Here is a 24,829-nt window from a genome sequence, read left to right as displayed (position 1 = left end):
GGGGCCCCGCATGAGCCGAGTCACCGCACGCCGCCGCACGCTGCGTATCTCCCCGAACGGGACCATCACTCGGCCGGACACCCTGGCCGTCGAGGAGCCCCTGGAGATCCGCACCGGCGGGCAGTCACTGACGGTCACCATGCGGACCCCGGGCGCGGACATCGATCTGGTGCACGGCTTCCTCTACGCCGAGGGCGTCATCGACACGGCCGAGGACATCGTCAGCGCCCGCTACTGCGCGGGCACCGACGAGAACGGGCACAACACCTACAACGTCCTCGACATCCAGTTGCGGAATCCGGTTCCGATCCAGCCCAGGCCGTTCCTGACCAACAGCTCGTGCGGCCTGTGCGGGAAGACGGCGCTGGACGAGGTCCGGACCCGCATCCGCCACGAGATTCCGGCGGGCACGCCCCGCATCGATGTGCACACCCTCGCCAAGCTCCCGGCCGAACTCCGTTCCCGTCAGCAGGTCTTCGACGCCACCGGCGGCCTGCACGGCGCGGGTCTGTTCACCGCGGACGGCGAGGCCGTGGCGGTGCGCGAGGACATCGGCCGGCACAATGCCGTGGACAAGCTGGTCGGTTGGGCCTTGCGCGAGAATCGGCTCCCCGCAAACGATCTCATCCTCATGGTGAGCGGCCGCGCCTCCTTCGAGCTGGTCCAGAAGGCCGTCATGGCGGGCATTCCGGTGCTGGGCGCGGTGTCGGCCCCCAGCTCGCTGGCGGTGGATCTGGCCGCCGATTCCGGTGTGACCCTGGTCGGTTTCCTACGCGGTGAAACGATGAACGTCTACACCGGCGAGGACCGCATCGCACTGTGATGCCCGCGGTGTTCCACAGGGTGAGGCAGCGGGGTCCTTTCCGCCGCTCCGGCTGCTAGTCTCCGCAATAGAACACGTTTCAATTCTGATGGGAGAACCCCTATGGCAGCGCAGCCCCGGGATGTCGTGGAGCAGTACGTGAAGCTGGTCGCGACCGGCCCGACCTCGGCCATCCTCGACCTGTACGCCGAGGACGCGGTGATCGAGGACCCGATCGGCAGCCCCGAGCGTCGTGGCCACGAGGCCATCGGCGAGCTGTACAAGGCGCTGGAGAACCTCGAGCGCGAGACCGAGCTGCACACCGTCAAGGTGGCCGGCAACCACGTCGCGGCCCACTTCACCCTGGTCACCGTGTCCAACGGGCACCGCATGACCCTCGCGCCCATCGACGTGATGGAGCTGAACGACGAAGGCAAGATCATCAAGATGCGCGCCTACTGGGGTCAGGACGACCTCGCGATGGAGCAGATCTAGTCACAGGCTTGCCCCCCACCCTCGCCCGAATTACGGTGACAGCACAGTGATTCGGCGAGGGTGGGAGGGCCTGTGCGGATCTCGTTGCGTGGCACCGGTGACGGGGTGCGGATCAGCATGCGGCTGGAGATCAACCGGCGGCGCTGGATCGCACTGCTCATCATGCTGGGGGCGCTCACCGCGACCGGCCTGGTCACCGGACTGTGGGCGGTGATCGCCCCGGAATCGTTCTACGACAGCTATCCCGGATTCGGCTTGCGCTGGGTGCGCGCCGACGGGCCCTACAACCATCACCTGGCCGCCGACGTGGGGGCCTTCTTCCTGGCGCTGGGCGCCATCTCCGCGGCCGCGCTCTACTACCGCGACAGCGTCATCGCCCGGGTTTCGGGACTGGGCTGGCTGGTCTTCGGCCTCCCGCATTTCCTGTACCACGCCTTCCACCGGCCGGACGCGCTCAGCGGCCTCAGCTACGGCCTGTCGCTCTTCGCGGCCCTGCTGCTCCCGGCGCTCGGCCTGGCCGTCCTGCTGGTCGCCCCGCGCGAACGTTTCCCGGTCCCGGAACCGGCCCCGTTCACCTTCAAATTCCCCCGCCGCGGCAACCCGCCCCAGCGATGAATTCTCCGTGGTCGCGCCGTCGTAACAGGTGACCCGAACGCACCGATTTTCGGAGTAGCGGAGTAAAGGTTCAACGGCGAACCACGGAGGATCAACGGCGATTCTCGCAACGGGCGCAGTCGGCTCACCCCGACCGTCACCGACTCCATCGGCGCAAGGGAGGGCGCGCGTGGACAACTACACCGAATCGACGACCTGGATCTGACCGCGAATTCCCGGGGCATTCGCCAGGCGGGCATCCGCGGTGACAAGGACACAATCGTAGGCTTCCACGGCGGCGACATGGGCCGCGTCGTAGGCGGTGAGATTGTCGCGAAGTTCCCACATGCGCGATACGAGAACTCTGGTCAGCGGGACTTCGGGGTCGAGACGCTCCAGCGCTTCGACCGCCCGGCCTGCACGCTCGCGAGTGATCTTGCCCGCCGCGAGCAGCCGCCGAATCACCGACATCACCTCGGCAGTCCAATGCTGAGGCGCGATCCAACGATCGTCGTCGTCGAGGATGGCACGACACCGATCGCCAAGTCCTCCTTCGTTCAGCAACGCATGGGCGAAAACAGATGCATCGACAACGATCACCCGGACACCGCCGGATCATCGAATGCCGTCTCCCGCTCAGCGCGCTCGGCGTCGAGTGCGGCGGACACGTCATCGGCCGACAACACCACCCTTGATCCGGTCGGGCCGAAACGCTTCAACACAACGAGGTTGTCCTTCCGGCGCGCTTCATCGCTGATCAGATCGAACAGGTATGCCTGCAGCGACTGACCGCGCTGCTTCGCGAGCACGACCAGCCGGTCCCGTAGCTCCTCGGGCACATCACGGATCTGCAAGGCAACCATGCATGCAATTTCTACATGCACCGGTGCGGACAGGCCCGGACAATACGAAACCGGCTCCGCGAGAAGGATTCTCGCGGAGCCGGCTTTCTCTGTTCGCTACGCCCTGCTAGGCGGACTTCTCGCGGCGCTCCGGGGCGGAGCGCTTGCGCGGCACGATGGTCGGCAGCACATTGTCGTTCACCGTGTCGGCGTTGACGACCACCTTGGCCACGTCATCCCGGCTGGGGATGTCGTACATGACCGGGAGGAGCACTTCCTCCATGATGGCGCGCAGACCGCGGGCGCCGGTGCCGCGCAGGATCGCCTGATCCGCAACGGCTTCCAGGGCGTCCTGGGTGAACTCCAGATCCACACCGTCCATCTCGAACAGGCGCACGTACTGCTTCACGAGCGCGTTCTTCGGCTCGGCCAGAATCCGGACCAGGGATTCCTTGTCCAGGTTGGTGACCGAGGCGACGACGGGCAGACGGCCGATGAACTCGGGGATCAGACCGAACTTGATCAGGTCCTCGGGCATGACCTCGGCGAAGTGGTCGGCGGTGTCGATCTCGGCCTTGGACCGGACCTCCGCGCCGAAACCGATGCCGCGCTTGCCGACCCGGTCCTGCACGATGCGCTCCAGGCCGGCGAACGCGCCCGCCACGATGAACAGCACGTTCGTGGTGTCGATCTGGATGAATTCCTGGTGCGGGTGCTTGCGGCCGCCCTGCGGCGGCACCGAGGCCTGGGTGCCTTCCAGGATCTTCAGCAGCGCCTGCTGCACGCCCTCACCGGAGACGTCACGGGTGATGGACGGGTTCTCCGACTTGCGGGCGATCTTGTCGACCTCGTCGATGTAGATGATGCCCGTCTCGGCGCGCTTGACGTCGTAGTCGGCGGCCTGGATCAGCTTGAGCAGGATGTTCTCGACATCCTCACCGACGTAACCGGCCTCGGTCAGCGCGGTGGCGTCGGCGATGGCGAACGGCACGTTCAGCATCTTCGCCAGCGTCTGCGCCAGGTAGGTCTTGCCACAGCCGGTGGGGCCGAGCATCAGGATGTTGGACTTGGCCAACTCGACCGGTTCGCCCCGGGAGTCGCGGCCCTTGTCGCCCGCCTGAATGCGCTTGTAGTGGTTGTAGACCGCCACCGCGAGCGTCCGCTTCGCGGAATCCTGCCCGATCACGTACTGCTCCAGGAAGTCCCGGATTTCCGCGGGCTTGGGGAGTTCGTCGAGCTTGACCTCGCTGGATTCGGCGAGCTCTTCCTCGATGATCTCGTTGCACAGGTCGATGCACTCGTCGCAGATGTACACCCCCGGTCCCGCAATGAGCTTCTTGACCTGCTTCTGGCTCTTTCCGCAGAACGAGCACTTCAACAGATCGCCGCCATCACCGATGCGCGCCATCTCCTGGGTCCCTACTTCCTTGTCCGCGTGCAACCGTCTGTCCCCGGTTGCCGGCGAGCTGCCTTCTTCGAGCGTATGCCGCGACCCCTGATTTTGCGGATCCGGCGATTCGGCTGTCTATCCAAACCTGATTTCGAACGAAGAGCAGAGCCGACAACCACGAGCAAAGGTCCCTAGAGTGACCGTACCCGTTTCGCGTGACCGAGGTCGACAACTTGGGCACGTTTCTCGCCGGACATGTGCGTGGACTCACCTCTGCCCGGGTGGCGGGGACGTTCGCGGCACGCCGCTACCCCGCCACCCACCCAGTTCACTTCTGGGCGCTGAGCTTGCGGTACTCGAACACCGTGTCCACGATCCCGTAGCCCTTCGCCTCTTCGGCGGTGAGGATCTTGTCGCGGTCGGTGTCCTTGCGGATCACGTCCGCGTCCTTGCCGGTGTGGCGAGCCAGCGTCGTCTCCATGAGGCGACGCATGCGCTCGATCTCGGCGGCCTGGATCTCGAGGTCGGAGACCTGGCCCTGAATACCACCCGACGTGGACGGCTGGTGGATCAGGATGCGGGCGTTCGGCAGCGCGGCGCGCTTGCCGGGAGCGCCGGCCGCGAGGATGACCGCGGCGGCCGAGGCGGCCTGGCCCAGGCAGACGGTGGCGACGTCGGCGCGCACGTACTGCATGGTGTCGTAGATGGCCATCAGCGCGGTGAACGAGCCGCCGGGCGAGTTGATGTACATGGTGATGTCGCGGTCCGGGTCCTGGGACTCGAGCACCAGCAGCTGCGCCATGATGTCGTTGGCGGAGACATCGTCGACCTGGTTGCCCAGGAAGATGATTCGCTCCTCGAACAGCTTGTTGTACGGGTCGGAGGTCTTGACGCCGAAGCTGGTCTGCTCGGTGAACTGCGGCAGGATGTAGCGCGACTGCGGCAGGTTACCGGCGGCGGCGAAGGTGATGCCCGCGGCCCGCGGATCGATCATGTTGGACATAAACGTCTCTCCAAAGTCTGTGTGGTGGGCTGCGGAACTACTTGCTGCTGCTGCCGTTCGCCTGGCTGGCGTGGGTGACCACATGGTCGATGAAGCCGTAGTCGAGCGCCTCGGCGGCGGTGAACCAGCGGTCGCGGTCGGCATCGGCGGTGACCTGCTCGATGGACTTGCCGGTGTGCTGGGACTGCAGCTCGTTCAGCTCACGCTTGGTGTAGGCGAACTGCTCGGCCTGGATGGCGATGTCGGCGGCCGAACCACCGAGACCGGCCGACGGCTGGTGCATCATGATCCGCGCGTGCGGCAGCGCGTAGCGCTTGCCCTTGGTGCCCGCGGCGAGCAGGAACTGACCCATGGAGGCGGCCAGGCCCATGCCGACGGTGCGGATGTCGCATTCGGCGAACTGCATGGTGTCGTAGATGGCCATGCCGGCGGTCACCGAACCACCCGGGGAGTTGATGTAGAGCGAGATGTCCTTGGTCGGGTCCTCGGCCGTCAGCAGCAGGATCTGCGCGCACAGCTTGTTGGCGATGTCGTCGTCGACCTGAGTGCCCAGGAAGATGATGCGCTCGCGCAGCAGGCGCTCGTACACCGAATCACTGAGGTTCAGACCAGCAGTCGCGGATGTCATGCGCACCCCTGCCTGATGAATTGTCACGGATACCTGCCCTCTCTCAACGGCTCGGTTAACAAGCCCCTACTGATTCGCTGACACAAACCCTAACGAAGCAGGGCGGCACCGAACTCCCGGTACCGCCCTGCTTCGCTCACAGCGCAAACTTACGTCAACGCTTCGCGTTCCGGTGTACGGGGGTTCTCGGGGGTGTCACCCGAGAACCCCCGCACACAGGGGTGAGATGAAATTCTTACTTGGCCTCGGCCTCGGCCTCGGCGGCTTCGGTGGCGTCGGCGACGGTCGCCAGCTCCTCGGCGGAGACCTCCTCGGCCTCTTCGGCCGGGTTGCCGAACATCTCGGCGGTGTCCACGGTGTTGCCGGCGGTGTCGGTGACGGCCGCCTGGACCACGACACCGGCGAGGGCCTTGCCGCGACGCACGTCGGCGAAGACAGCGCCCAGCTGACCGGCCTGCTGGATCTGCTGGATGAACTGGTCCGGGCTCATGCCGTAGCGCTGCGCCTGGAAGATGATCCGCTCGTACAGCTCGTCCTGGCCGACCTGGGTGTTCTCGGCCTCGGCGACGGCGTCCAGCAGCAGCTGGGTCTTGACCGACTTCTCGGCGGCCTGCTTGGTGTCGGCCTTGAACTCCTCGAGCGAGGAGCCCTGCGCCTCGAGCGCCTCGGCGAGCTTGGCCTCGTCGTGGTCGAAGCCGTGGACGGCGTCGTGCTCGACGGCGTCGATCTCGGCCTTGACGACGCCCTCGGGCAGCGGGATCTCGACGGTCTCGAGCAGCTGCTCGAGCACCTTGTCGCGGATCTCGCCGGCCTGGGTGACCTTCTTGACGCGCTCGACGCGGGTCTTGAGGTCTTCCTTCAGCTCGTCGATGGTGTCGAACTCGCTGGCCAGCTGGGCGAACTCGTCGTCGGCCTCGGGCAGCTCGCGCTCCTTGACCGACTGCACGGTCACGGTGATGACGGCTTCCTTGCCCGCGTGCTCACCGGCGACCAGCTTGGAGGTGAACTCCTTGGACTCGCCCTCCTTGAGGCCGATCAGGGTCTCGTCGAGGCCCTCGATGAGCTGGCCGGAGCCGACCTCGTGGGACAGGCCGGTGGTGGAGGCCTCCTCGACGGCCTCGCCGTCGACGGTGGCGGACAGGTCGATGGAGACGAAGTCGCCGTTCTCGATGGCCCGCTCGACCGCGGTCAGGGTGCCGAAGCGCTGACGCAGCGACTGCAGCTGCTCGTCGATGTCGGCGTCGGTGATCTCGATCGGGTCGACCTCGACCTTGATGTTCGAGAAGTCCGGCAGGGAGATCTCCGGGCGGATGTCGACCTCGGCGGTGAAGGCCAGTTCCTGGCCGTCCTCGATCTTGGTGATCTCGATCTCCGGCTGACCGATGACCTTCACCTCGGTCTCGATCACGGCTTCGCTGTAGCGCTTGGGCAGCACGTCGTTGACGACCTGCTCCAGCACGGCGCCACGGCCGACGCGGGCCTCGAGAAGCTTGGCCGGCGCCTTGCCCGGACGGAAGCCCGGGATACGGATCTGCTGCGCGAGAGCCTTGTAGGCGCGGTCGAAGTCCGGCTTGAGCTCCTCGAAGGGCACCTCGACATTGATGCGGACCCGAGTCGGGCTCAGCTGCTCGACGGTGCTCTTCACGGACATGCTCCTTGTTCGTTGTTCATGGTTGACGTCTAGGTTCCCCCCGAACGCATCCCGACCAGGTTAGTTGACGGCCCGGGGGGCCGTGTAACCGGTCGTCGCGCAGGGGGCGCCCGAATGCCGCACAGGGCACCGGGGCGGCCGGTCGGTGGACCGGTCGCCCTGGTACTGGCGGTTTATCTCAGCTACCGACCTTGACGGCGTCGGTCACGAAGACCAGCGTCTCGCCCGGCTTCATGCCGCTCGGCGGGCGGTCGCCGTAGCCGAGGGCGGGCGGGATGATGAGCAGGCGGCGGCTGCCCTCCTGGATGCCGACCAGGCCCTGGTCCCAGCCCTTGATGACCTGGCCCGCGCCCAGCGTGAGGGGCAGCGGCTTGCCGCGGTCGAAGGAGCTGTCCAGCTTCTTCTGGTTGGACCAGGTGATCAGCGTGTAGTTGGTGCTCAGCTTGTCCCCGGCCTTGGCCTCGGGGCCACTGCCCACGACCAGGTCCTTGGTGATGAGCTCCTTGGGCGGATCGCAGTCGGCGGGCAGCGTGATTGTCGGCGCGGTTCCGAAGCCGCCGTCCACCTTGATGTCCTCGGCGGTGCACTCGCGGCCCTTGCTCGCGGCCGTGGTGGCCGCCGCGCTGGTCGTGGCGGCGGCGGTCGTCGTCGTGGTCGACGACGCCTTGTTGTCGCTGCTGCCGCCGCAACCGGCCGCCAGCATCGTGGCGGCCGCGACCGCACCGATCACACCGACCTTGCCCACCAAGCGCATTCCCGCTCCTGTCCGTCCAGTCCGGTTGCCGCACAGATTGCGACGCCGCGCCGAACCTACACGGCTTCGGGCGGTGGAGCCGGTCGGGGCGCGCCCGCAAGGGTTTCGGCGGCGCGCCGGGCGTGGTCAGCGGGTGCTGACGAGGACGGCGTATTGGGCCGCGGCCATCCGGTGGACGGCCGGTTCGGTGGGCCCGGACACCGAGGCCAGATAGCGGCCGTCCAGTACCAGGCAGGTGTATTCGTTGTGCGGCGCGGCGCCGGCAGCACGCAGGCAGACGGCTTCCGGAACGCCGTCGGGCGCGGATACGACGGTTCGGGTGGCGGTCGGCTCCGAGAGCCGCTCGAGCGCGTGTCGTGCGCCGACGGCGTCGGAAAAACGCAGCAGCCGTGTGGAATCCGTGACGGCCACGGCCTGCACCGGGAGGCTGGGCTTGCCGGGAGGGTTGATCAGCTGGTCGGCCACGACCGGGCCGTAGACGACTCCGGTGGCGCGCCGCGGCCCGCCCCAGCCCGCGATGAGGCCGTATTCGTCCTGGAACAGCGTGGGATACGGCCAGTGCCCGGGTTCGGCGGGCAGCAGGCGCGACACCATGCCCTCCGGATCGAGGGTCAGCGCCGGGAGCGCCTCGGGCGCGGTGGCCGTGAAGGCGTCCAGGCGTGGGAGTTCCGCGTCGAAAGCGCGAGTCGCCAGCGCCTTCATGGCGGCGCGGTCGGTGGCCGGATCGACGATGTACAGGCTCACCACATAGGGGCCGTGGGCGAGCGTCACCGCCATGGTCGGGACATAGGGCCGCCAATGCCCGTGTGTGGCAAAGTATTCGGGGAACGGGACCGTGACATTGTCGCGATTGACCGCGGCGTCGGAGGCGTCGATCTCGCGGGCGGTCTCGATGGCCGCCATCGGGTCGCTCATGCGCAGGACCGTGATGCGCAGTCCGGTGGCCGCGCCCTCCCTCGGGCTGCCGCTCGGATCGTCGGTGCCGCCGATGCTGAATCCCGCCAGCATGCCGTGCGCGGTGAGAGTGGGCCGGGTCGCCTCGGCGAGGATGCCGACCGCGTCCGTCGGCGTCGGCACCGGGATGGCCGAGACCCGCGACAGCGCGGGATCGACGTCGCGGGGCGAGACGACGGCGTCGGCCATACGCACCGATTCGAGGAGCCGCGCATAGGTTTCGCCGGTGTCCCCGGGCACGACGAGCGGTCGACCGCTGTAGCCGCCCAGATCCAGTGCGCGCAGTTCCGGTGCCGCCGCTCGCGGTACACCCGCGATGGCGCAGGCGCTCACCAGCACCGCGATGGACACCAGTGGGATTGGTCCGGCATGACCCCGCCGGTTCGTCGGATCGTCACGGCGCATCCCGCCACCCCCGTAGCCGCTCGATTTCCGAGTGTGGGCGCACCGGTCACCCGTGACAACCGGTTATCGGGACATCGCGACCGGTCCGTGACAATTCGGGCCTGCCGCAACGGGTTCCGTAGACGGAAAATTGTTTGCGGCCGGTCGTGGCCTCCGGGAGCATCTCAGGATGCTGTTGACGATCTCTTGTACGCGCCCCGCGGAAGCCGAGTGGCCCGCCACCGACCTGGGGTATCTGCTGCACAAGAATCCCTCGCGCAGACAGACTTTCGAGCAGTCCTACGGCGTCGCGCACGTCCTCTACCCGGAGGCGAGCGACGACCGCTGTACCGCGGCGCTGCTGCTGGAGATCGACCCGGTGCGCCTGGTGCGCGGAAAGCCCGAGGGCACACCGGACTTCAGTCTCGGCCAGTACGTGAACGACCGCCCCTACGCGGCGTCCTCCCTGCTGTCCGTGGCCATTTCGACGGTCTTCGGGACCGCGCTGCACGGCCGGTGCGCACAGCGGCCGCAGCTGGCCGGCACCGCCCTCGACCTGCGGATCGAACTTCCGGCCGTGCCGTGCAAGGGCGGCCCGGAGTACGCCAAGCGCGTCTTCGCGCCGCTGGGCTGGACCGTCGCGGCCACTCCCCTGGCGCTGGACCCGGCGTTCCCGGAGTGGGGCGATTCCCATTACGTCCGCCTCGAACTCACCGGTACGCTGCGCCTGGCCGAGGCCCTGACCCATCTCTATGTCCTGCTGCCTGTCCTCGACGGCAGCAAGCACTACTGGCTCGATGCCGCCGAGATCGACAAACTGCTCCGTTTCGGCGAGGGCTGGCTCACCGCCCACCCGGAGCGCGAGTGGATCACCCGCCGCTACCTGACCCGCCGCCACACCCTGGTCCGCACCGCCCTGGCCCGCCTGGCGGAGCTCGACGACCAGGACCCGGAGGAACTCGGTGCGATGGAACACGACTTCGACGACGAGGGACCCGGCACCGAGACGACCCGCCCGCATCGCGGCGTCGACTTTGCCGCGCCGACTACTGAACTCGCCGGCGCTCCGGTGGCCGGTGAGCACACAGCGGCGAGCGACGCCGCGGTCCGTCCCGGCATGACCGGGGCGGCCGGGCAGTCTGCCGCCGAGACCGGTGCCCGCGACGCTCTTGTCGAGGGCAGCGGCTCGACCGCGAGTGGCCAGGGGCTCGAGCCAGGCGGGTCGGCCGACGGCGACACGGCCGCGCAGCCGGTGGATTCCGGCGAACGCGGCCCGTCGCTGGCGGTGCTGCGGCGGGCGGCGGTGCATCGGGCACTGCTGGCGGAGGAGGCGAGCCGGGTGCTCGACCTCGGGTGCGGGCAGGGTGCGTTGCTGCTCGAACTGGCGGCGGACCGGGCACTCACCGAGATCGTCGGCATCGATGTGTCGATGCGCGAGTTGAAGATCGCGGCCAGGCGGGTGCGGCGGCTGCCGGAGTGGCAGGCGCGGCGGGTCACCGTCCGGCAGGGCGCGCTGACTTACACCGACGCCTCGTTGCGGGGCTTCGACGCGGCCGTGCTCATGGAGGTGATCGAGCATGTCGACGCGCCCCGGTTGAAGGCGTTGGAGCAGGCCGTGTTCGGGGCGGCGGCTCCGGGCGCGGTGGTCGTGACCACGCCGAACAGCGAGTTCAATGTGCGCTACGACGGGCTCGCCGCGGGCGCTTTCCGGCATTCGGATCACCGGTTCGAGTGGACCAGGGCAGAATTCGCGGACTGGGCCCACCGGGTCGGCGCGACGCACGGGTATGCCGTGCGTTTCGAGCCCGTCGGGCCCGAGGATGCGGAAGTGGGGGCCTCGACACAGATGGCTGTGTTCACCAGGAAGACCGATGACGACGCCGCGAAGGGGGCCGCGTAATGGCAGAACTGTCCGTCCCGGCGCTGTCGCTGGTCGTGCTGATCGGCAGCAGCGGTTCGGGAAAGTCGACGTTCGCGCACAAGCATTTCCGGTCGACGGCGGTGCTGTCCTCCGACGCCTATCGCGGGCTGGTCAGCGACGACGAAGCCGATCAGTCGGCGACCGACGCGGCCTTCGAGCTGCTGCACCATGTGGCGGGTGTGCGCCTGCGCCGCGGCCTGCGCACCGTCATCGACGCCACCAATGTGCAGCCCAAGGCGCGGCAGTCGCTGGTGGAGCTGGCGCGCGCCCACGACGTGCTGCCGGTGGCCATCGTGCTGGACGTCCCGGAGAGCGTGTGCGTGGAGCGCAACGCGCTGCGGGTGGATCGCGCCGATCTGGGCCCGCACGTGGTCGGCCGCCACGTGCGCGATCTGAAGCGCTCGCTGAAGTTCCTGGAGCGTGAGGGTTTCCGCACGGTGCACGTGCTGCGCGGCGTCGAGGAGATCGAGGCGGCGACCATTCGCGACGAGCGGCTGTGGAACGACAAGACCGATGTCACCGGGCCGTTCGACGTGATCGGCGACGTGCACGGCTGCCGCGGTGAACTGGAGACACTGCTCGGCGAACTCGGCTACATCCTGGTCCGGGATGACGATGACCGTCCGGTGAACGCGCATCACCCCGAGGGCCGCACCGCGGTGTTCGTCGGCGACCTGGTCGATCGCGGACCCGACACCCCGGGCGTGCTGCGGCTCGTCATGGGCATGGTGGCGTCCGGAAACGCCTTGTGCGTCACCGGCAACCACGAGTTCAAACTGGTGCGCGCTCTCGACGGCCGCCGCGTCACGGTGAAGCACGGCCTGGCCGAGTCGCTGGCGCAGCTGGAGGCGGAGGACACCGAGTTCCGCAAGGCCGCACAGGAATTCATGCGCGGCCTGGTCAGCCACTACGTGCTCGACGGCGGCAAGCTGGTGGTCGCGCACGCCGGTCTCAAGGAGGAGTACCAGGGCCGCACCTCGGGCCGGGTCCGCGAGTTCGCCATGTACGGCGAATCCACCGGTGAGACCGACGAATACGGCCTGCCGGTGCGCTACCCGTGGGCCAACGACTACCGCGGCAAGGCGCTGGTGCTCTACGGCCACACGCCGATGACCGAACTGGTGTGGGTGAACAACACCCTGTGCCTGGACACCGGCGTGGTGTTCGGCGGCCGCCTGACCGCCCTGCGCTACCCGGAGCGGGAGCCGGTATCGGTCGCGGCCGAACAGGTCTGGTTCGAGCCGGTGCGCCCGCTGGAAGCGGCGACCTTCGCCACCGGCGAGGCGGTGGTGCAGCGGGATCCGGGCGTGCTGGATCTCGACGACGTGCTGGGCCGGCGGGTGGTGGAGACCCGCCACCTGGGCCGGGTCACCGTGCGCGAGGACGCCGCGAGCGCCGCGCTGGAGGTGATGAGCCGATTCGCCGTCGACCCGCGCTGGCTGGTGTACCTGCCGCCGACCATGTCCCCGTGCGCCACCTCCACGCTGGACGGTCACCTCGAGCACCCGGCGCAGGCCTTCGAGTACTACCGCTCCGAGGGCGTGGGCACCGTGGTGTGCGAGGAGAAGCACATGGGTTCGCGTGCGGTCGTGGCGGTTTCGCGGTCGGCGCAGGCCGCGCGGGACCGGTTCGGGGTCGAGGACGGCAGCACGGGCGCGGTGTACACCCGCACCGGCCGCCCGTTCTTCGACGATCCGGCGCGGACCGAGGCGGTGCTCACCCGGGTGCGGGCGGCGGCCGAAACCGCCGGGCTGTTCGAGGAATTGGGCACCGACTGGCTGCTGCTGGACACCGAGCTGCTGCCCTGGTCGGCGAAGGCGATGGGCCTGTTGCGTTCCCAGTACGCCGCGGTCGGCGCGGCCGCGCGGGCCTCGCTGGCGCAGGCTTCGGACGTGCTGGAGGCCGCGGCGGCACGCGGGGTGGAGCTGGGCGATCTCGCCGAGCGCACCGCGGATCGGCGGGCCGACGCCGACGCCTTCACCACCGCCTACGGCCGCTACTGCTGGCCCACCGACGGTTTGGACGGCGTCCGCCTGGCCCCGTTCCAGCTGCTGGCGGCGTCCGGCGCGAATTACGCTGTGCGCGACCACAGCTGGCATCTGGAGCGGATCGACCGCCTGGTCGCCGCCGACCCGGAGTTCTTCACCGCGACCGGCCGCCGCGTTGTCGACCTCGCCGCTCCCGAGAGCGAGGCCGCCGCGACGGCCTGGTGGACCGAACTCACCCTGGCCGGCGGCGAGGGCATGGTGGTCAAGCCGCTGGAGTCGCTGGTGGCGGGCACCGGCAGCCGCAGCGGGCGGCCGGTGCAGCCGGGCGTGAAATGCCGTGGGCCGGAATACCTCCGGATCATCTACGGCCCGGAGTACCTGCGGCCCGGTCAGCTGGATCGCCTGCGTCAGCGCGGCCTGGGCGGCAAACGGTCGATGGCGCTGCGCGAATACGCCCTGGGCTTGGAGGCCCTGGACCGTTTCGTGGCCCGTGAGCCGCTGTGGCGGGTCCACGAGGCGGTCTTCGCGATCCTCGCCCTCGAAACCGAGCCGGTCGACCCGCGTCTCTAACCGACGAGATCCTTCAGACGCTGGAGGTAGGGGCGCTGGCCCTTGCCGAGCTTCTCCTCGGCAAGGGCCAGATCGAACCATGCGGCCCGGTCGATTTCGGGGAATTCGGCGATTCGCCCGGATCGCGGCGGCCATTCCATTTCGAAAGTTCCGGGAACGACCTCGGCGGGGTCGAGGTCGGCTTCCACGGCCCAGACGGTGAGTTGTTTCTTGCCCCGGCCGCTGCCGTATTCGACCTCACCGAGGGGAATCCAGTCGCCGTCGGGAACCGGCAGTCCGAGTTCCTCGCTGAATTCGCGGCGGGCGGCATCGCGCGGCTGTTCTTCGGCGGGATCGTATTCTCCCTTGGGAATGGACCAGGCGGCGGCGTCCTTCTTGGCCCACAGCGGGCCGCCCATGTGCCCGACCAGCACTTCGAGGCCGTTCGTGCGGCGGAACAGCAGGACTCCGGCACTGTATTTGAAGCTCATGGAAACGAGTGTGCCGAACACCCTGGCGCAGGCCCACATCGGGCACAACCGCGAGCAACATTGCGGCAATTCGGACTTCGAGGACTATTTCCCCATATAGGACGAACAATTCCCACCCTTTCCCTTGGGCCTGAAACCTTTTCGGCAACATTTATTTCCACTAAGCTCCTGGCTTCGGATATGCCCACACCCGATGCAGATTGGATAGGCATGGAATTCCGCATTGCTGCTGCGACCGCCACCCTGGTGACCGGAACACTCGTCACCCAGGCCGCCGCGTTCACCGTGGCAACCATCCCGGCGAATGCCCAGCCCGCCGCCGCGCCGAGTGTCGAGTACTCGGTCAAGCTGGTGGACAAGACGGTCATCAGCACCCTGAAGGGCGGAACCTTCGAGCTGGCGCCGGCCGTCACCCCGGAGACCGGCCCGGCGGCCAGGGCGACCCCGGTCCTGAACGTGAAGAACGCCGACAACAAGGTGCTGTTGACCCTGCCGATGAAATTCAGCCTGGGCCTGATCGATATCCCGGTCGAGCCGGAGGTCCGGCAGAACGGCACCGTGCTGGCCCTCACCTCCGGAAAGCCGGACGGGCTGTCACTGTCGCAGCCGTTGGTCGTGAAACCCGTTGCCTCGGATCTGGAGAACCAGCGCGCCATGAGCAGCTTCGCCGGCCAGTTCGGCCTGGCCACCACGATCGGCACCTTCGTCGGCACCGCCATCGGCGCGACCATCGGCTGCGTCGTCACCCTGGTGGCCGGTTGCTTCCCGGGCCTGATCACCGGCGCCACCGTGGGTGGCATCATCGGCAGTATCGCCGTAGGCAGCCCCGTCCTGATCGCCAACGGCATCGACCTGCTCGCCACCATGCAGGCCGCCGACGGCACCACCAAGTGGGCCGACAAGATGACGACCGCACCGACTCCGGCCGCCTCGGCGCAGCCCGTCGGGCCCGCCAACTGATCGTCGGGCCCGCGGACTCGGAACCCGCCACACCAGCGCGGTTCCTAGCCCGTCGAGTCCCGACCCGATTTCGAGGGTGCCGCCGAGTTCGGCGGCGCGTTCGGCGATATTGCGCAAGCCACCCCGCCGGGATGCGCTGGCTAGACCCGCAGGCCGTCGACCAGCGCCAGCACCGCGGGTTCGGTTCGGGCACGGGCGGATTCGGGGTCGTCGGAGTTGGCGATGAACATGGCGGCCTCGCCGAGGGCGGACAGGATCATCAGCGACAGCGGCCGGATGTCGAGGTCGGCGCGCAGCTGCCCGGACTGGATGCCGGATTGCAGGCCCGCGACGATCAGGCCGAGGCCGTATTTCTCGTCGACCTCGCGCCACTCCTGCCAGCCCAGCACCGCGGGGGCGTCGATGAGGGTGATGCGCACGCGTTCGGGGTCGACGCAGGAGAGCAGGAAGTTGTGCAGGCCCGCCTCGAGCACGGCCATGGCGTCGGTGGGCGGGGCCTCGGCCATCGTCTCGGCGACCTGCTGCAGGATCGCCTGCTGTTCCTGCTCGTAGACCGCGCGGAACAGGTCCTTCTTGTCCTTGAACTGGTGATACAGCGCGCCGCGGGAGCTGCCCGCCCGCTCCACGATCTCGGGCGTGCTGACCGCCGCGTACCCGCGTTCGGCGAACAGTTCGCGCGCTGCGGCCATCAGGTTCGCGCGGGTCGACTCGGATCGTTCGGCTTGCCTGATCATCGACGCCTTTCTGAGCGGGGTAGGTGGATCGTAACGCCGAACCATTGAAAACAGGCAGCCTGTTTGTTAGTTTGAGAAGGTCTTCACCATCTCCACTCCAGAGGGAGTCCTACGGATGACGAACACCATCTCCCCCCAATCCCCCGCGGCCTGGCGCGATCCAGCACTGGGCGCCCGCCGCGAACTCGCACTCCCGCAGGGCACCCTGCCCGTCTTCGACAGCGGCAGCGGCGATCCCATCGTTTTCGTGCACGGACTACTGGTCAACGCCAACCTGTGGCGCAAGATCATCCCCGCCTTCTCCGGCGAATACCGCTGCGTGGCAATCGATCTCCCGTTCGGCTCGCACACCGCGGCCATGCCCGACGCCGACCTGACCCCGCCCGGTCTGGCCGAGCTGGTCATCGCGGCCATCGAGCAGCTCGATCTGGGCCCGGTCACCTTGGTGGGCAACGACTCCGGCGGCGCGGTCAGCCAGCTCGTGCTCGCCGCCCGCCCCGACCTCGTCGCCCGGCTGGTACTCACGTCCTGCGACGCGTACGAGAACTTCCCGCCGTCGTTCTTCGACTACCTGGGCCTGGCGGCCCGCACCCCGGGCGCGCTCACCTCGCTGGCGGCGACCATGCGGCTGCGGCCCATCCGCCGCCTGCCCATCGCCTACGGCTGGTTGGCCCGCCGCCCGATCGACCGCGCGGCGAGCGACTCCTACGCGCTACCGGTCGGCACGAAGGGCATCCGGGCGGACGTCCGGCGCGCGATCACCGGTCTCGATCGCCGGTACACCCTGTCCGCCGCACGGACTTTCGCGGACTTCAAGAACCCGGTGCTGCTGGCCTGGTCGGCGGGTGACCGCTTCTTCCCGGAGCGGTACGCCGAGCGGATGGCCGTCGACTTCCCGGACGCGCGCATCGAGTGGATCCACGATTCGGGCACCTTCTCGCCCGAGGATCAGCCCGAACAGCTGATCCGAGCGATCCAGGTCTTCCTGAACGATCAGAAGTCGCCGCCGTCGAATCCGCCGAAGTCACCGAAATCGGTGCCGCCGCCGAAGTCCTGACCACCGAAGTCCTGGGTGCCGGGGTCGTAGCCGCCCTGGTCATAGCCACCCTGGTCGTAGGAGCCCTGGTCGGAGCCGCCGTCGGCATATCCGCCGTCGGCGGCGTCGAGGCCGTCCTGATAGCCGTCGCCGTAACCGCTTTCGAAGGCGGCCGCGTCATAGCCGACGCCGGACATGCCGCTGAACAGCGCATTGAACAGCAGGGCGGACCCGACACCCCAGGCTCCGGCGACGAGGGCGGTCTTCCACCACGGTTCGGAGTACCAACCGGCAGGTACCGGCCGACCCGCGACCCGGCCACCCGGGTAGTAGTTCGGCGTGGACGGCGACGGCGTGGGCGAGGCCTCGACCCGGCGCCCCTCGAATTCGATGGCCCGGTCCTCGGTCACCCGACCCGCACTGCGCTGCCCGTCCAGTTCGGCCACGTCCGGGCCGGGATCCATCCCCATGGCGACGCGGGCCGCGCGCACGTAGTAGAGCCCTTCGAGCGCCGTCTCTTTCGCGAGCCGCGCCTGCGCGGCGGTCCCGGCCTGCTCGATCTGCGCGCCCGCGGCGTTGAACCGCTCCCCCGCGTCGGCGAGCGCCTGCTTGGAGGCGTCGTCGCTGCCGGTGAGGTTGTAGACCTGGCCGCCGAGGCGTTCGATCACCCGGCGCGCGTCGGCCTTGGCGTCGGCCAGCTCGGTCCCGGCGCGCGAGCGTTGCCCGCGATTGACCGCGACCACGGCCAGCAGCACGAGGACGATGACCAGGAGGAGAACGACGACGGTAGACACGCGACCAGCCTACGCGGCGAAATTCGCCAGCTAGTTGCTACCTGCTGTGGGTTCGCTGAATCTTCGGCCTAGCCGGCTACCGCGGCGAAGCGGATCGTATGACCGGCTGGATCAACCTCCTCTTCGTCCGGCTCCGACACCGCGAACTGTCGTTTGCCGGCGGTTTTCGCCGAGTACATGGCCCGATCCGCACTACGCAGCAGGTCCGAGAAATCACACTCGCGGCCGGGCGGGCAGAACGCGGTGCCGACACTCGCCGACGCGGGCACGAATCCGGTGGCCGTGGGCACCGGCTCGCACAGCGCCGCCAGCACCCGCATGGCCAGTTCACTGAGCGAATTGCGGCGCGCGGGCAGGGCCACCACGAACTCGTCGCCCCCGTAACGGGAGATCACCGTCTCCGGCGGACAGGCCGCCCGCAGCCGCTGCGCGATGCTGACCAGCACCTCGTCGCCGACGGTGTGGCCGTAGTTGTCGTTGATCGCCTTGAAATCGTCCAGGTCGATGAGCAGCAGCCCGACGCCGCGCGCCGGATCGGCGGCCATCACCCGCACCCGCTCCTGCAGCAGCGAGCGGTTGGCCAGGTCGGTGAGCGCGTCGTGGGTGGCCTCGTGCCGCAGCCGGGTCTGCAGGGCAGCGATCTCCTGCACCCGCACCGACACCGCCTCGGACAGGCTGCGCTCCTGCTGGACCAGGGCGCGCTGCTGCAGCGCCTCGGCGTAGGCGTCGATGGCCTGGCTGGCGATGAACGACCAGCGGGTCGCGATCAGCGACCCGCGCACGCCCGGCGAGAGCCCGAGCAGCGCGCGGCTGGCGGGGGCGAGCATGCGGGTGCGCTCGAACGGGGCGTCCGCGAGGCTGCGGCCGATCCGACGGGCGGAGCGCACCGGAAACGGTTCGGAGCCCGCCAATTCCAGCAGTTCGCCGATGACGCCGCCGAAGATGCGCTCGAGGTCAGCGGAGGGAACGCTGGGCGCCTGGCCCAGTGCGGCGCTGCTCGCGCCGGGGTGCACCGACCGCACCCATTCCCGGATGGTCGCCGCCACGATGGCGGAGGTTCGGGTATCGAGACGGATGGGCATGCGCGCTCACCCCGCGTACGTGATGCCAGGGCCGGCGTGCGCGCCAGCCACGCCCTTCGGATCGAACTCACTACTACGCGGTCGGCCACACCAGTGGTGCATGCTCACCGCCCCCTTTCCAGATACCCCCGTCCGGACAAAAAGGATCCTAGCAAGCCACCCGACATCGAAAACCCCTGATTCAGAACAGGTTCCCACTGTCTCGCGAATGGCGATCGGATGTCTCATCGCTGGCCGAGCTCCGGTGTTACACCCGATTTCGGCATGTTTTCCGCGACGCGCCGGAGGCCGGTCCCGACCGGCCGCGACGTGCGGAGACGCGACCTGATTGGCATTCCGGGAGTGAGGTTCGGTACAGTGCTGACGCACACGGCATCCACGGATGCGGTGACTGCGGGTGTAGTTCAATGGTAGAACCTCAGCCTTCCAAGCTGATGGTGCGGGTTCGATTCCCGTCACCCGCTCTTTCCCGTTCTGCGGGAGCGTCGATTGCGACGCGCAACGGGGTGTAGCGCAGCTTGGTAGCGCATCCGCTTTGGGAGCGGAGGGTCGCAGGTTCAAATCCTGTCACCCCGACCATCTTTCGAGCCGCTCCACCCCGATTTCACTGGTAGAAGCGGACAATTCACTTCACTCGCACGGCGCTCGCGGGTGCGTCGCGCCGTCCGTCGTTTCGGCTGTGTCCCATCTCTCCCATCGCCCGGGTGTGTCGAGTCACCCGGAAGCCGGATTCCGGTAACCGGATGTTGTGCCTCCGTTTGCACTGTGTTATCGATTTACGGTGCTGGTCGACGACAAGATGAACGTTCCCGGCTCGGTGCTGTCCGGCCGCGAGACGCGTTCTCGACTCGTCCCGGCCGCCGGGCTGGGTGTCGCGGTGCTCGTGCTGGCCATCGCGCAGGCGTGGGCCTCCGCCCACGGCGTGATGGGACCGCTGCGCAGCCTGGTCGACGACTACTTCGCCAATCCGCAGTCGGCGGCGGTGTCGTGGGCGGGACTCGGGCTCGCCTGTATCGGGGTGCCCGCCCGCACCCGGGCGATCGCACTGGTTGCCGCGGGAGTGCTGGACCTGCTGACTCTGGGGCTGCAGGTGGCCTGTGGCTGGCATGTGTCGATCGGGACCGGGCCGACTCTCGCGCTCACCGCGCTGACGGTCGTCGTGCTCCGATGGGAGGGCGAGCGGCGCCGGACCGCCTTGCAGGCCATCGCGTTCGGCGTGTTGCTCGTCATGGCGTCCAAACTCGCCGACACCTGGCTGATGGTGAGCATCGTCGCCGGGCCGCGGGTGCTCGATCAGTACGTGCAACTCGCCGACCGGGCACTGGGGGAACCGGCGTGGGTGGTGGGGCGGCTGCTGGACACGCTCGGTCCGATCCCGTCGCATGTACTGCATGTCGTCTATATCCAATTGCCGGTGGCGGCGGTGGTCGTGGCCGTGTGGCAGTTGCGTCACGTGTCGACGAGTTCGTGGCCGCGGCACCACCTGGTGCGAACGTTCTTGCTGCTGGGCGTGATCGGGCCGCTCGGGTACGTGCTGTTCCCGGTGGTCGGGCCGGTGTTCGCGTACGGGCCGCTAGGGCACGGGCTGGAGATCGGGGACTGGCCGCAGGTGTGGCCCGCGTTCACCACCGATCCGCAGCCGATGCTGTTCGACTCCGAGACCGCCCGCAACTGCATGCCGTCCATGCACACCGCGTGGGCGACCGCGCTGTTCATCCATTCCCGCCGCGGGCCGCGGTGGCTGCGCTGGGCGGGCACGTTCTGGCTGGTGTGCACGCTGCTGGCGACGCTCGGGTTCGGCTACCACTACGGCAGTGATCTGGTGGCGGGCGCGGTGCTGTGCATGACCGTGGAGTCGGCGCTGCGCGATCCCGAACGCGGGTGGGAACATCCGCGCGTCCGCATGGTGTCGCTCGGTGCGGCGGTGCTCGCCGGATTGTTGCTGGCCTATCGGTTCCTGGCCAACACCATGGCCGCGTATCCGGTCGTCGCGGGGGCGGTGGTGCTGGGCTCACTGGCGGCCGTCACGTTCCTCTTCTACGCGACCTGGTTCGCGCGTCCGGGCAGCCGGCTGGCGCACTGGGGAGGCCGAACACCCATCGACGGATTTGCCGTCGATTAACCACTCCCCCAACGCAATCCGGACATCTTTGCCCGAACCTTGAAAGGGTTACCCTCTCCCTGATGATCACTACGCGGGCGGGGCAACAGAGTTTGCTGCGCACTCTCAAGTCTGACGGCCGCGCGGGCCTGCCTCGCATTCCGATCGTGATCGGGATTCTGCTGACGCTGGCGATCACGGCGATCTTCTCCGCCATGCACGGCTTCCTCGACCTGCAGGTGTATCGCATCGACACCCGCGGCTGGCTCGAGCACGGCACCCTCTACGGCCCGACCCTCCCCGTCGCCGGCCACACCGACCTGCCGTTCACCTACCCGCCGTCGGCCGCTGTCCTGATGATCCCCCTCGCGATCGTCCCGCTCTGGCTGGCCGAACTCCTGGTGACCGCCAGCTCCCTGGCCTGCCTCGGCGTCACCCTCTGGCTGGTCATGTCCCGCGTCCGCCCCGACCTGGACTCCCGCCTCAAACTCACCCTGACGGTGTCCGCCGTGGTCCTCATGCTGGCCGTCGAACCGGTCCGCACCACCCTGTGGTTCGGCCAGATCAACCTGGTCCTGATGGCCGCCGTGGCCCTGGACTGCCTCACCGAGAAGCCCCGCTGGCCCCGAGGCGTCCTGGTCGGCATCGCCGCCGTCACCAAACTCACCCCCGCCGCGTTCATCCTCTACTTCCTCATCCGCCGCGACTGGAAAGCCGCCGCCACCGCGACGGCCACCGCCCTCGGCGTCGTCGCCGCCGGCTTCGTCCTGCTCCCCGACGAATCCCGCGACTACTGGTTCCACGCCGTCATCGACACCAATCGCATCGGCTCCCCCGACTATGTCGGCAACCAGTCCCTCAAGGGCATGGCCTTCCGCCTCTTCGGCTTCTCCTCCTCCACCGCCACCATCGTCTGGCTCGGCCTCGCGCTCCTGGTTGCGGCAGCGGGCGCGTACCTCATGCACCACCTGACCGGTCTCGAGCGCAAGGACGCCACCGAAGCGGGCGTCCCCGCGCCCGCCCCCATGACGGTCCTCACCGTCGCCACCCTCCTGGTGAACGCCGCCGTCCTCCTTCTGGTCTCCCCCGTCTCCTGGACCCACCACTGGGTCTGGGCAGCCCCCGCCCTGGTGGCGGCCATCGCCTGGACCACTACCCGCCCGGCTCCCGCCACCTACGCCCTGATCGCCACCTTCGCCCTGTTCTTCCTCATCGGTCCCGGCATAGTCCCCAACGGCAAACACCAAGAACTCCACTGGCACTGGTGGCAACACCTCCCGGGCGACATCTACATCCTCGCCACCGCCGTCCTGCTCACCCTGGCTCTCGCCCAACTCCTGAAACGCCGCACCCCGGCCCGGGCATAACCCGGACCGGGGCGTCGGCCGCGGCGGTCAGCCGCGCACGAATTCGTAGGTGTGGAACGCCAGGCCGTCACCCATCTTTCGGGTGTCGACCAGGTGCAGTGGCTTCTTGTCGCCGGTCTGGTCGAAGATGCGCAGGCCGCTTCCCAGCACGACCGGGAAAACAACCAGCCGCAGTTCATCGGCCAGGTTCTGTTCCAGCAGGGTGCGCACCAGCTGGTAGCTGCCGTAGACCAGGATCTCCCCGGCGACCGTGCGCTCGAGCTCCGTAATCTCCTTCGCCGCATCACCGTTGAGGATCGTGGTGTTGTTCCACCGGGAAGGTTCGGTGGTCGACGACACGACGTACTTGGGGATGCTGTTCATTCTGTCCGCCCACTCGGGGCTCACGCGGGCTTCCGCGCCGCCGCCCGGTCGCATCCGGGACTCGAACCACTCACTGGTCCGTCTGCCCAGGAGGAGCGCGTCGACGCCCAGCAGCTCCGCCGTTTCCCGGGCGGCCCAGTCCTCGAGGTCCTTGCTCCCCACGAACCGGTGGAACCAGCCGCCCAGCGTGAAGCCTTCCGCGCCGTCCGGGTCCTGGACCACTCCATCGAGAGTGACGTTCGAGCTGATGACGATCTTTCCCATTTCCTGCTCCTTGGACGATGTTGTCGGCTGTCACAGGTGTGGACGGTGCGGCATTGTCGAAGGGGGCGCTCCGCGACCGACCCTTTCGCGCCGCCGCCGACGTCCATACGGGATGGGACTGCGCACAGGGAATGAGGTGGCGGGAGTGGAGTCGGTGCGAACGGATCTGTTGTCGAGGGCGCGAGGCGGGGACGGCGAGGCGTTCCGGGCGCTGACCGAGCCGCACCGTCGCGAGCTTCAGGTGCACTGCTATCGGATGCTCGGGTCGTTTCAGGATGCCGAGGACGCTGTGCAGGACACGCTGCTCGCGGCTTGGCGAGGTCTCGAACGGTTCGACGGGCGCGCCTCGCTGCGCACCTGGCTGTATCGCATCGCCACCAATCGGTGCCTCGACGCGCTGCGCTCCGCCCGCCGACGCCCCGCGAAGCAGTGGGACGTCCCGGGAATCGACCTGCCGGAACCCACTGGACTCGGCGAAATCCACTGGCTCGAGCCCTATCCCGACGCCCTGCTGGACGGTGCGATCAGCGTGCCGCTCGGCCCGGAGGCGCGCTACGAGCAAACCGAATCCATTTCCCTGGCCTTCGTGACCGCCCTGCAGATCCTGCCGCCCCGTCAGCTCGCCGTCCTCATCCTGCGCGATGTCCTCGGCTTCCACGCGAACGAGGTAGCCGACATGCTCGACACCACCGTCGAATCGGTCAAGAGCGCACTCAAACGCGCGCGTGCCGGAATGCAGGACCGACTGCCGCCGACCACTGCCCCGCGCCCGCCCGCCGGCGACTCACCCGCCGAGGACGCGATCGTGGCGAAGTTCGTCACCGCCTACGAATCCGCCGACATCGACGCCCTGGTCGCACTGTTGACCGACGACGTCTTCATGTCGATGCCGCCGATCCCCCTGGAATACCGAGGACGAGACCTCGTGGCCCGCTTCTTCGCCCTCGTTTTCGACTCGGCACACCGATTCGACCTGGTGCCGACCCGAGCCAACGGTCAACCCGCCTTCGGTGTCTACCGACACCCGTCCCTCGGCACCCACGGATCCGGCCTGTTCGTCCTCACTCTCGCCGGCGACCGCATCAGCGCCATGACCCGATTCGAGAACACCGTCCTCCCCGCATTCGGCCTACCGCAATCTCTCCCCGGTGCGTGAGCACCGGCGCCGATTACGAAGTGTGGGCGGCGAGCACCAGCACACTGCCCGAAACCTGCAGGTAGGCAATGGTTTTGAACTCGGCGGTGACGAACTCGGCATCGAGCTCACGGCTCGTCCGGTATTCGCCGGCGGGCAGCGATGGCGCGAGCTCCGCGTGGAGCCCGGGAACCGGATTCGGCGCAGCCGAGGCGGCCGGGCCGGTGATGGTTCGCGTGCGAAGAGATTCGGCCACGACGGGGTCGAGGGTGACGATGGCTTGGAGCCAGTAGTCGGACGGACCAGGAAAATCGATGCGGGAGGGCGTCGCCGCCACGCCCACGACGCCCGCAGCCCAGGTCGCCGACGCGGGTTGCGCGAGGGCAGGCCATCGGGATGTCAGGGGCTCGAGGTCATGACGGAGGGCTTCGGCGGGCGGCGCAGGCGCCTCCGGCGGGTTCGCGCAGGCCGACACCGCGGCGACAACGGTCGTGACGGCGGCCAGTCCCAGCAGATGCCGCCTTGTTCTGAGCATGCCGCCCAACAT

At 68.4% G+C, this 24,829-nt stretch carries 24 protein-coding genes and 2 tRNA genes; 12 read left to right on the top strand and 14 right to left on the bottom strand.

The window, feature by feature from the left end:
* Positions 1–10: 10 nt before the first annotated feature.
* The 3 genes from fdhD to ACFYTS_RS03905 all read left to right on the top strand — a co-directional run bounded on the left by fdhD (position 11) and on the right by ACFYTS_RS03905 (position 1,912).
* On the top strand, positions 11–823 hold the full coding sequence (gene fdhD / locus ACFYTS_RS03915) for a formate dehydrogenase accessory sulfurtransferase FdhD (RefSeq protein ID WP_357279829.1): 813 nt from the start codon (positions 11–13) through the stop codon (positions 821–823).
* 102 nt (positions 824–925) lie between these two features.
* A complete protein-coding gene (locus ACFYTS_RS03910) occupies positions 926–1,297 on the top strand; it encodes a nuclear transport factor 2 family protein (RefSeq protein WP_387301158.1) in 372 nt (123 codons plus the stop codon).
* 72 nt (positions 1,298–1,369) lie between these two features.
* Positions 1,370–1,912 carry a hypothetical protein gene (locus tag ACFYTS_RS03905; RefSeq protein WP_387301156.1) on the top strand — a complete coding sequence of 181 codons (543 nt, stop codon included), beginning with the start codon at positions 1,370–1,372 and terminating at the stop codon, positions 1,910–1,912.
* A 177-nt stretch (positions 1,913–2,089) separates the two neighbouring features.
* Here the strand turns inward: ACFYTS_RS03905 and ACFYTS_RS03900 are convergent, their stop codons facing one another.
* The 8 genes from ACFYTS_RS03900 to ACFYTS_RS03865 all read right to left on the bottom strand — a co-directional run bounded on the left by ACFYTS_RS03900 (position 2,090) and on the right by ACFYTS_RS03865 (position 9,464).
* Positions 2,090–2,491 (bottom strand): type II toxin-antitoxin system VapC family toxin, encoded by a 402-nt coding sequence (locus ACFYTS_RS03900; protein ID WP_387301155.1) that lies wholly within the window; start codon positions 2,489–2,491, stop codon positions 2,090–2,092.
* Positions 2,488–2,754: a hypothetical protein gene (locus tag ACFYTS_RS03895; protein ID WP_387301153.1), complete on the bottom strand. Its 267-nt coding sequence runs from the start codon at positions 2,752–2,754 to the stop codon at positions 2,488–2,490. Before ACFYTS_RS03895 ends, ACFYTS_RS03900 begins: the two co-directional genes overlap by 4 nt.
* A 106-nt stretch (positions 2,755–2,860) precedes the next feature.
* Entirely contained in the window at positions 2,861–4,141 is a 1,281-nt protein-coding gene (clpX, locus tag ACFYTS_RS03890; RefSeq protein WP_357090239.1) for an ATP-dependent Clp protease ATP-binding subunit ClpX, read from the bottom strand.
* 310 nt (positions 4,142–4,451) lie between these two features.
* Positions 4,452–5,126, bottom strand: coding sequence for an ATP-dependent Clp protease proteolytic subunit (locus ACFYTS_RS03885; protein ID WP_357279834.1), 675 nt, complete (start codon positions 5,124–5,126; stop codon positions 4,452–4,454).
* 37 nt (positions 5,127–5,163) lie between these two features.
* Entirely contained in the window at positions 5,164–5,754 is a 591-nt protein-coding gene (locus ACFYTS_RS03880; protein ID WP_357090243.1) for an ATP-dependent Clp protease proteolytic subunit, read from the bottom strand.
* 235 nt (positions 5,755–5,989) lie between these two features.
* Entirely contained in the window at positions 5,990–7,399 is a 1,410-nt protein-coding gene (gene tig, locus ACFYTS_RS03875) for a trigger factor (protein ID WP_357279837.1), read from the bottom strand.
* A gap of 184 nt (positions 7,400–7,583) precedes the next feature.
* Positions 7,584–8,159 (bottom strand): FKBP-type peptidyl-prolyl cis-trans isomerase, encoded by a 576-nt coding sequence (locus ACFYTS_RS03870; protein WP_357279840.1) that lies wholly within the window; start codon positions 8,157–8,159, stop codon positions 7,584–7,586.
* A gap of 126 nt (positions 8,160–8,285) precedes the next feature.
* Positions 8,286–9,464, bottom strand: coding sequence for a hypothetical protein (locus ACFYTS_RS03865; RefSeq protein WP_387301150.1), 1,179 nt, complete (start codon positions 9,462–9,464; stop codon positions 8,286–8,288).
* Positions 9,465–9,687: 223 nt separating this feature from the next.
* On the opposite strand from ACFYTS_RS03865, the gene ACFYTS_RS03860 reads away from it, so the two are divergent.
* Together ACFYTS_RS03860 and ACFYTS_RS03855 are read left to right on the top strand one after the other, a co-directional pair.
* Positions 9,688–11,397 (top strand): 3' terminal RNA ribose 2'-O-methyltransferase Hen1, encoded by a 1,710-nt coding sequence (locus ACFYTS_RS03860; RefSeq protein ID WP_387301148.1) that lies wholly within the window; start codon positions 9,688–9,690, stop codon positions 11,395–11,397.
* Positions 11,397–13,976 carry a polynucleotide kinase-phosphatase gene (locus ACFYTS_RS03855; protein WP_387301146.1) on the top strand — a complete coding sequence of 860 codons (2,580 nt, stop codon included), beginning with the start codon at positions 11,397–11,399 and terminating at the stop codon, positions 13,974–13,976. Before ACFYTS_RS03860 ends, ACFYTS_RS03855 begins: the two co-directional genes overlap by 1 nt.
* On the opposite strand, the gene ACFYTS_RS03850 is transcribed toward ACFYTS_RS03855, so the two are convergent.
* Positions 13,973–14,446 carry an NUDIX domain-containing protein gene (locus ACFYTS_RS03850; RefSeq protein WP_387301144.1) on the bottom strand — a complete coding sequence of 158 codons (474 nt, stop codon included), beginning with the start codon at positions 14,444–14,446 and terminating at the stop codon, positions 13,973–13,975. The genes ACFYTS_RS03855 and ACFYTS_RS03850 overlap by 4 nt on opposite strands.
* Before the next feature lie 210 nt (positions 14,447–14,656).
* Here ACFYTS_RS03850 and ACFYTS_RS03845 point away from each other — a divergent pair, with 210 nt between their 5' ends.
* The gene (locus ACFYTS_RS03845) at positions 14,657–15,406 is read left to right on the top strand and encodes a hypothetical protein (RefSeq protein WP_387301142.1); all 750 of its coding nucleotides are present in this window, start codon (positions 14,657–14,659) and stop codon (positions 15,404–15,406) included.
* Positions 15,407–15,546: 140 nt separating this feature from the next.
* Here the strand turns inward: ACFYTS_RS03845 and ACFYTS_RS03840 are convergent, their stop codons facing one another.
* Positions 15,547–16,140 (bottom strand): TetR/AcrR family transcriptional regulator, encoded by a 594-nt coding sequence (locus tag ACFYTS_RS03840; protein WP_379101176.1) that lies wholly within the window; start codon positions 16,138–16,140, stop codon positions 15,547–15,549.
* Positions 16,141–16,255: 115 nt separating this feature from the next.
* On the opposite strand from ACFYTS_RS03840, the gene ACFYTS_RS03835 reads away from it, so the two are divergent.
* A complete protein-coding gene (locus ACFYTS_RS03835) occupies positions 16,256–17,197 on the top strand; it encodes an alpha/beta hydrolase (RefSeq protein WP_357279860.1) in 942 nt (313 codons plus the stop codon).
* Here ACFYTS_RS03835 and ACFYTS_RS03830 read toward each other — a convergent pair.
* Positions 17,134–17,970, bottom strand: coding sequence for a DUF1542 domain-containing protein (locus ACFYTS_RS03830; RefSeq protein WP_387301139.1), 837 nt, complete (start codon positions 17,968–17,970; stop codon positions 17,134–17,136). The two genes, ACFYTS_RS03835 and ACFYTS_RS03830, sit on opposite strands and share 64 nt — an antisense overlap.
* Positions 17,971–18,038: 68 nt before the next feature.
* The gene (locus tag ACFYTS_RS03825) at positions 18,039–19,052 is read right to left on the bottom strand and encodes a GGDEF domain-containing protein (protein ID WP_357279865.1); all 1,014 of its coding nucleotides are present in this window, start codon (positions 19,050–19,052) and stop codon (positions 18,039–18,041) included.
* 393 nt (positions 19,053–19,445) lie between these two features.
* Between ACFYTS_RS03825 and ACFYTS_RS03820 the strand changes: the two genes are divergently transcribed.
* From ACFYTS_RS03820 to ACFYTS_RS03805, 4 genes are all read left to right on the top strand, one after another.
* A tRNA-Gly gene (locus ACFYTS_RS03820) sits at positions 19,446–19,516 on the top strand.
* 38 nt (positions 19,517–19,554) lie between these two features.
* Positions 19,555–19,631 (top strand) — tRNA-Pro (locus ACFYTS_RS03815).
* Positions 19,632–19,833: 202 nt separating this feature from the next.
* Entirely contained in the window at positions 19,834–21,174 is a 1,341-nt protein-coding gene (locus ACFYTS_RS03810; protein ID WP_387301137.1) for a phosphatase PAP2 family protein, read from the top strand.
* Positions 21,175–21,236: 62 nt separating this feature from the next.
* Positions 21,237–22,520: a glycosyltransferase family 87 protein gene (locus tag ACFYTS_RS03805; protein ID WP_357279867.1), complete on the top strand. Its 1,284-nt coding sequence runs from the start codon at positions 21,237–21,239 to the stop codon at positions 22,518–22,520.
* A 27-nt stretch (positions 22,521–22,547) separates the two neighbouring features.
* On the opposite strand, the gene ACFYTS_RS03800 is transcribed toward ACFYTS_RS03805, so the two are convergent.
* Positions 22,548–23,147: a dihydrofolate reductase family protein gene (locus tag ACFYTS_RS03800; RefSeq protein ID WP_357279869.1), complete on the bottom strand. Its 600-nt coding sequence runs from the start codon at positions 23,145–23,147 to the stop codon at positions 22,548–22,550.
* 154 nt (positions 23,148–23,301) lie between these two features.
* Here ACFYTS_RS03800 and ACFYTS_RS03795 point away from each other — a divergent pair, with 154 nt between their 5' ends.
* Positions 23,302–24,303: a sigma-70 family RNA polymerase sigma factor gene (locus tag ACFYTS_RS03795; RefSeq protein ID WP_357280006.1), complete on the top strand. Its 1,002-nt coding sequence runs from the start codon at positions 23,302–23,304 to the stop codon at positions 24,301–24,303.
* A gap of 13 nt (positions 24,304–24,316) precedes the next feature.
* Here ACFYTS_RS03795 and ACFYTS_RS03790 read toward each other — a convergent pair whose 3' ends face one another.
* A complete protein-coding gene (locus ACFYTS_RS03790; protein ID WP_387301135.1) occupies positions 24,317–24,826 on the bottom strand; it encodes a hypothetical protein in 510 nt (169 codons plus the stop codon).
* Between the last annotated feature and the right edge of the window lie 3 nt (positions 24,827–24,829).

The sequence above is a fragment of the Nocardia sp. NPDC004151 genome, assembly GCF_042874235.1.
Classification (GTDB): domain Bacteria; phylum Actinomycetota; class Actinomycetes; order Mycobacteriales; family Mycobacteriaceae; genus Nocardia.
This window is presented reverse-complemented; position numbering and strand designations above follow the sequence as displayed.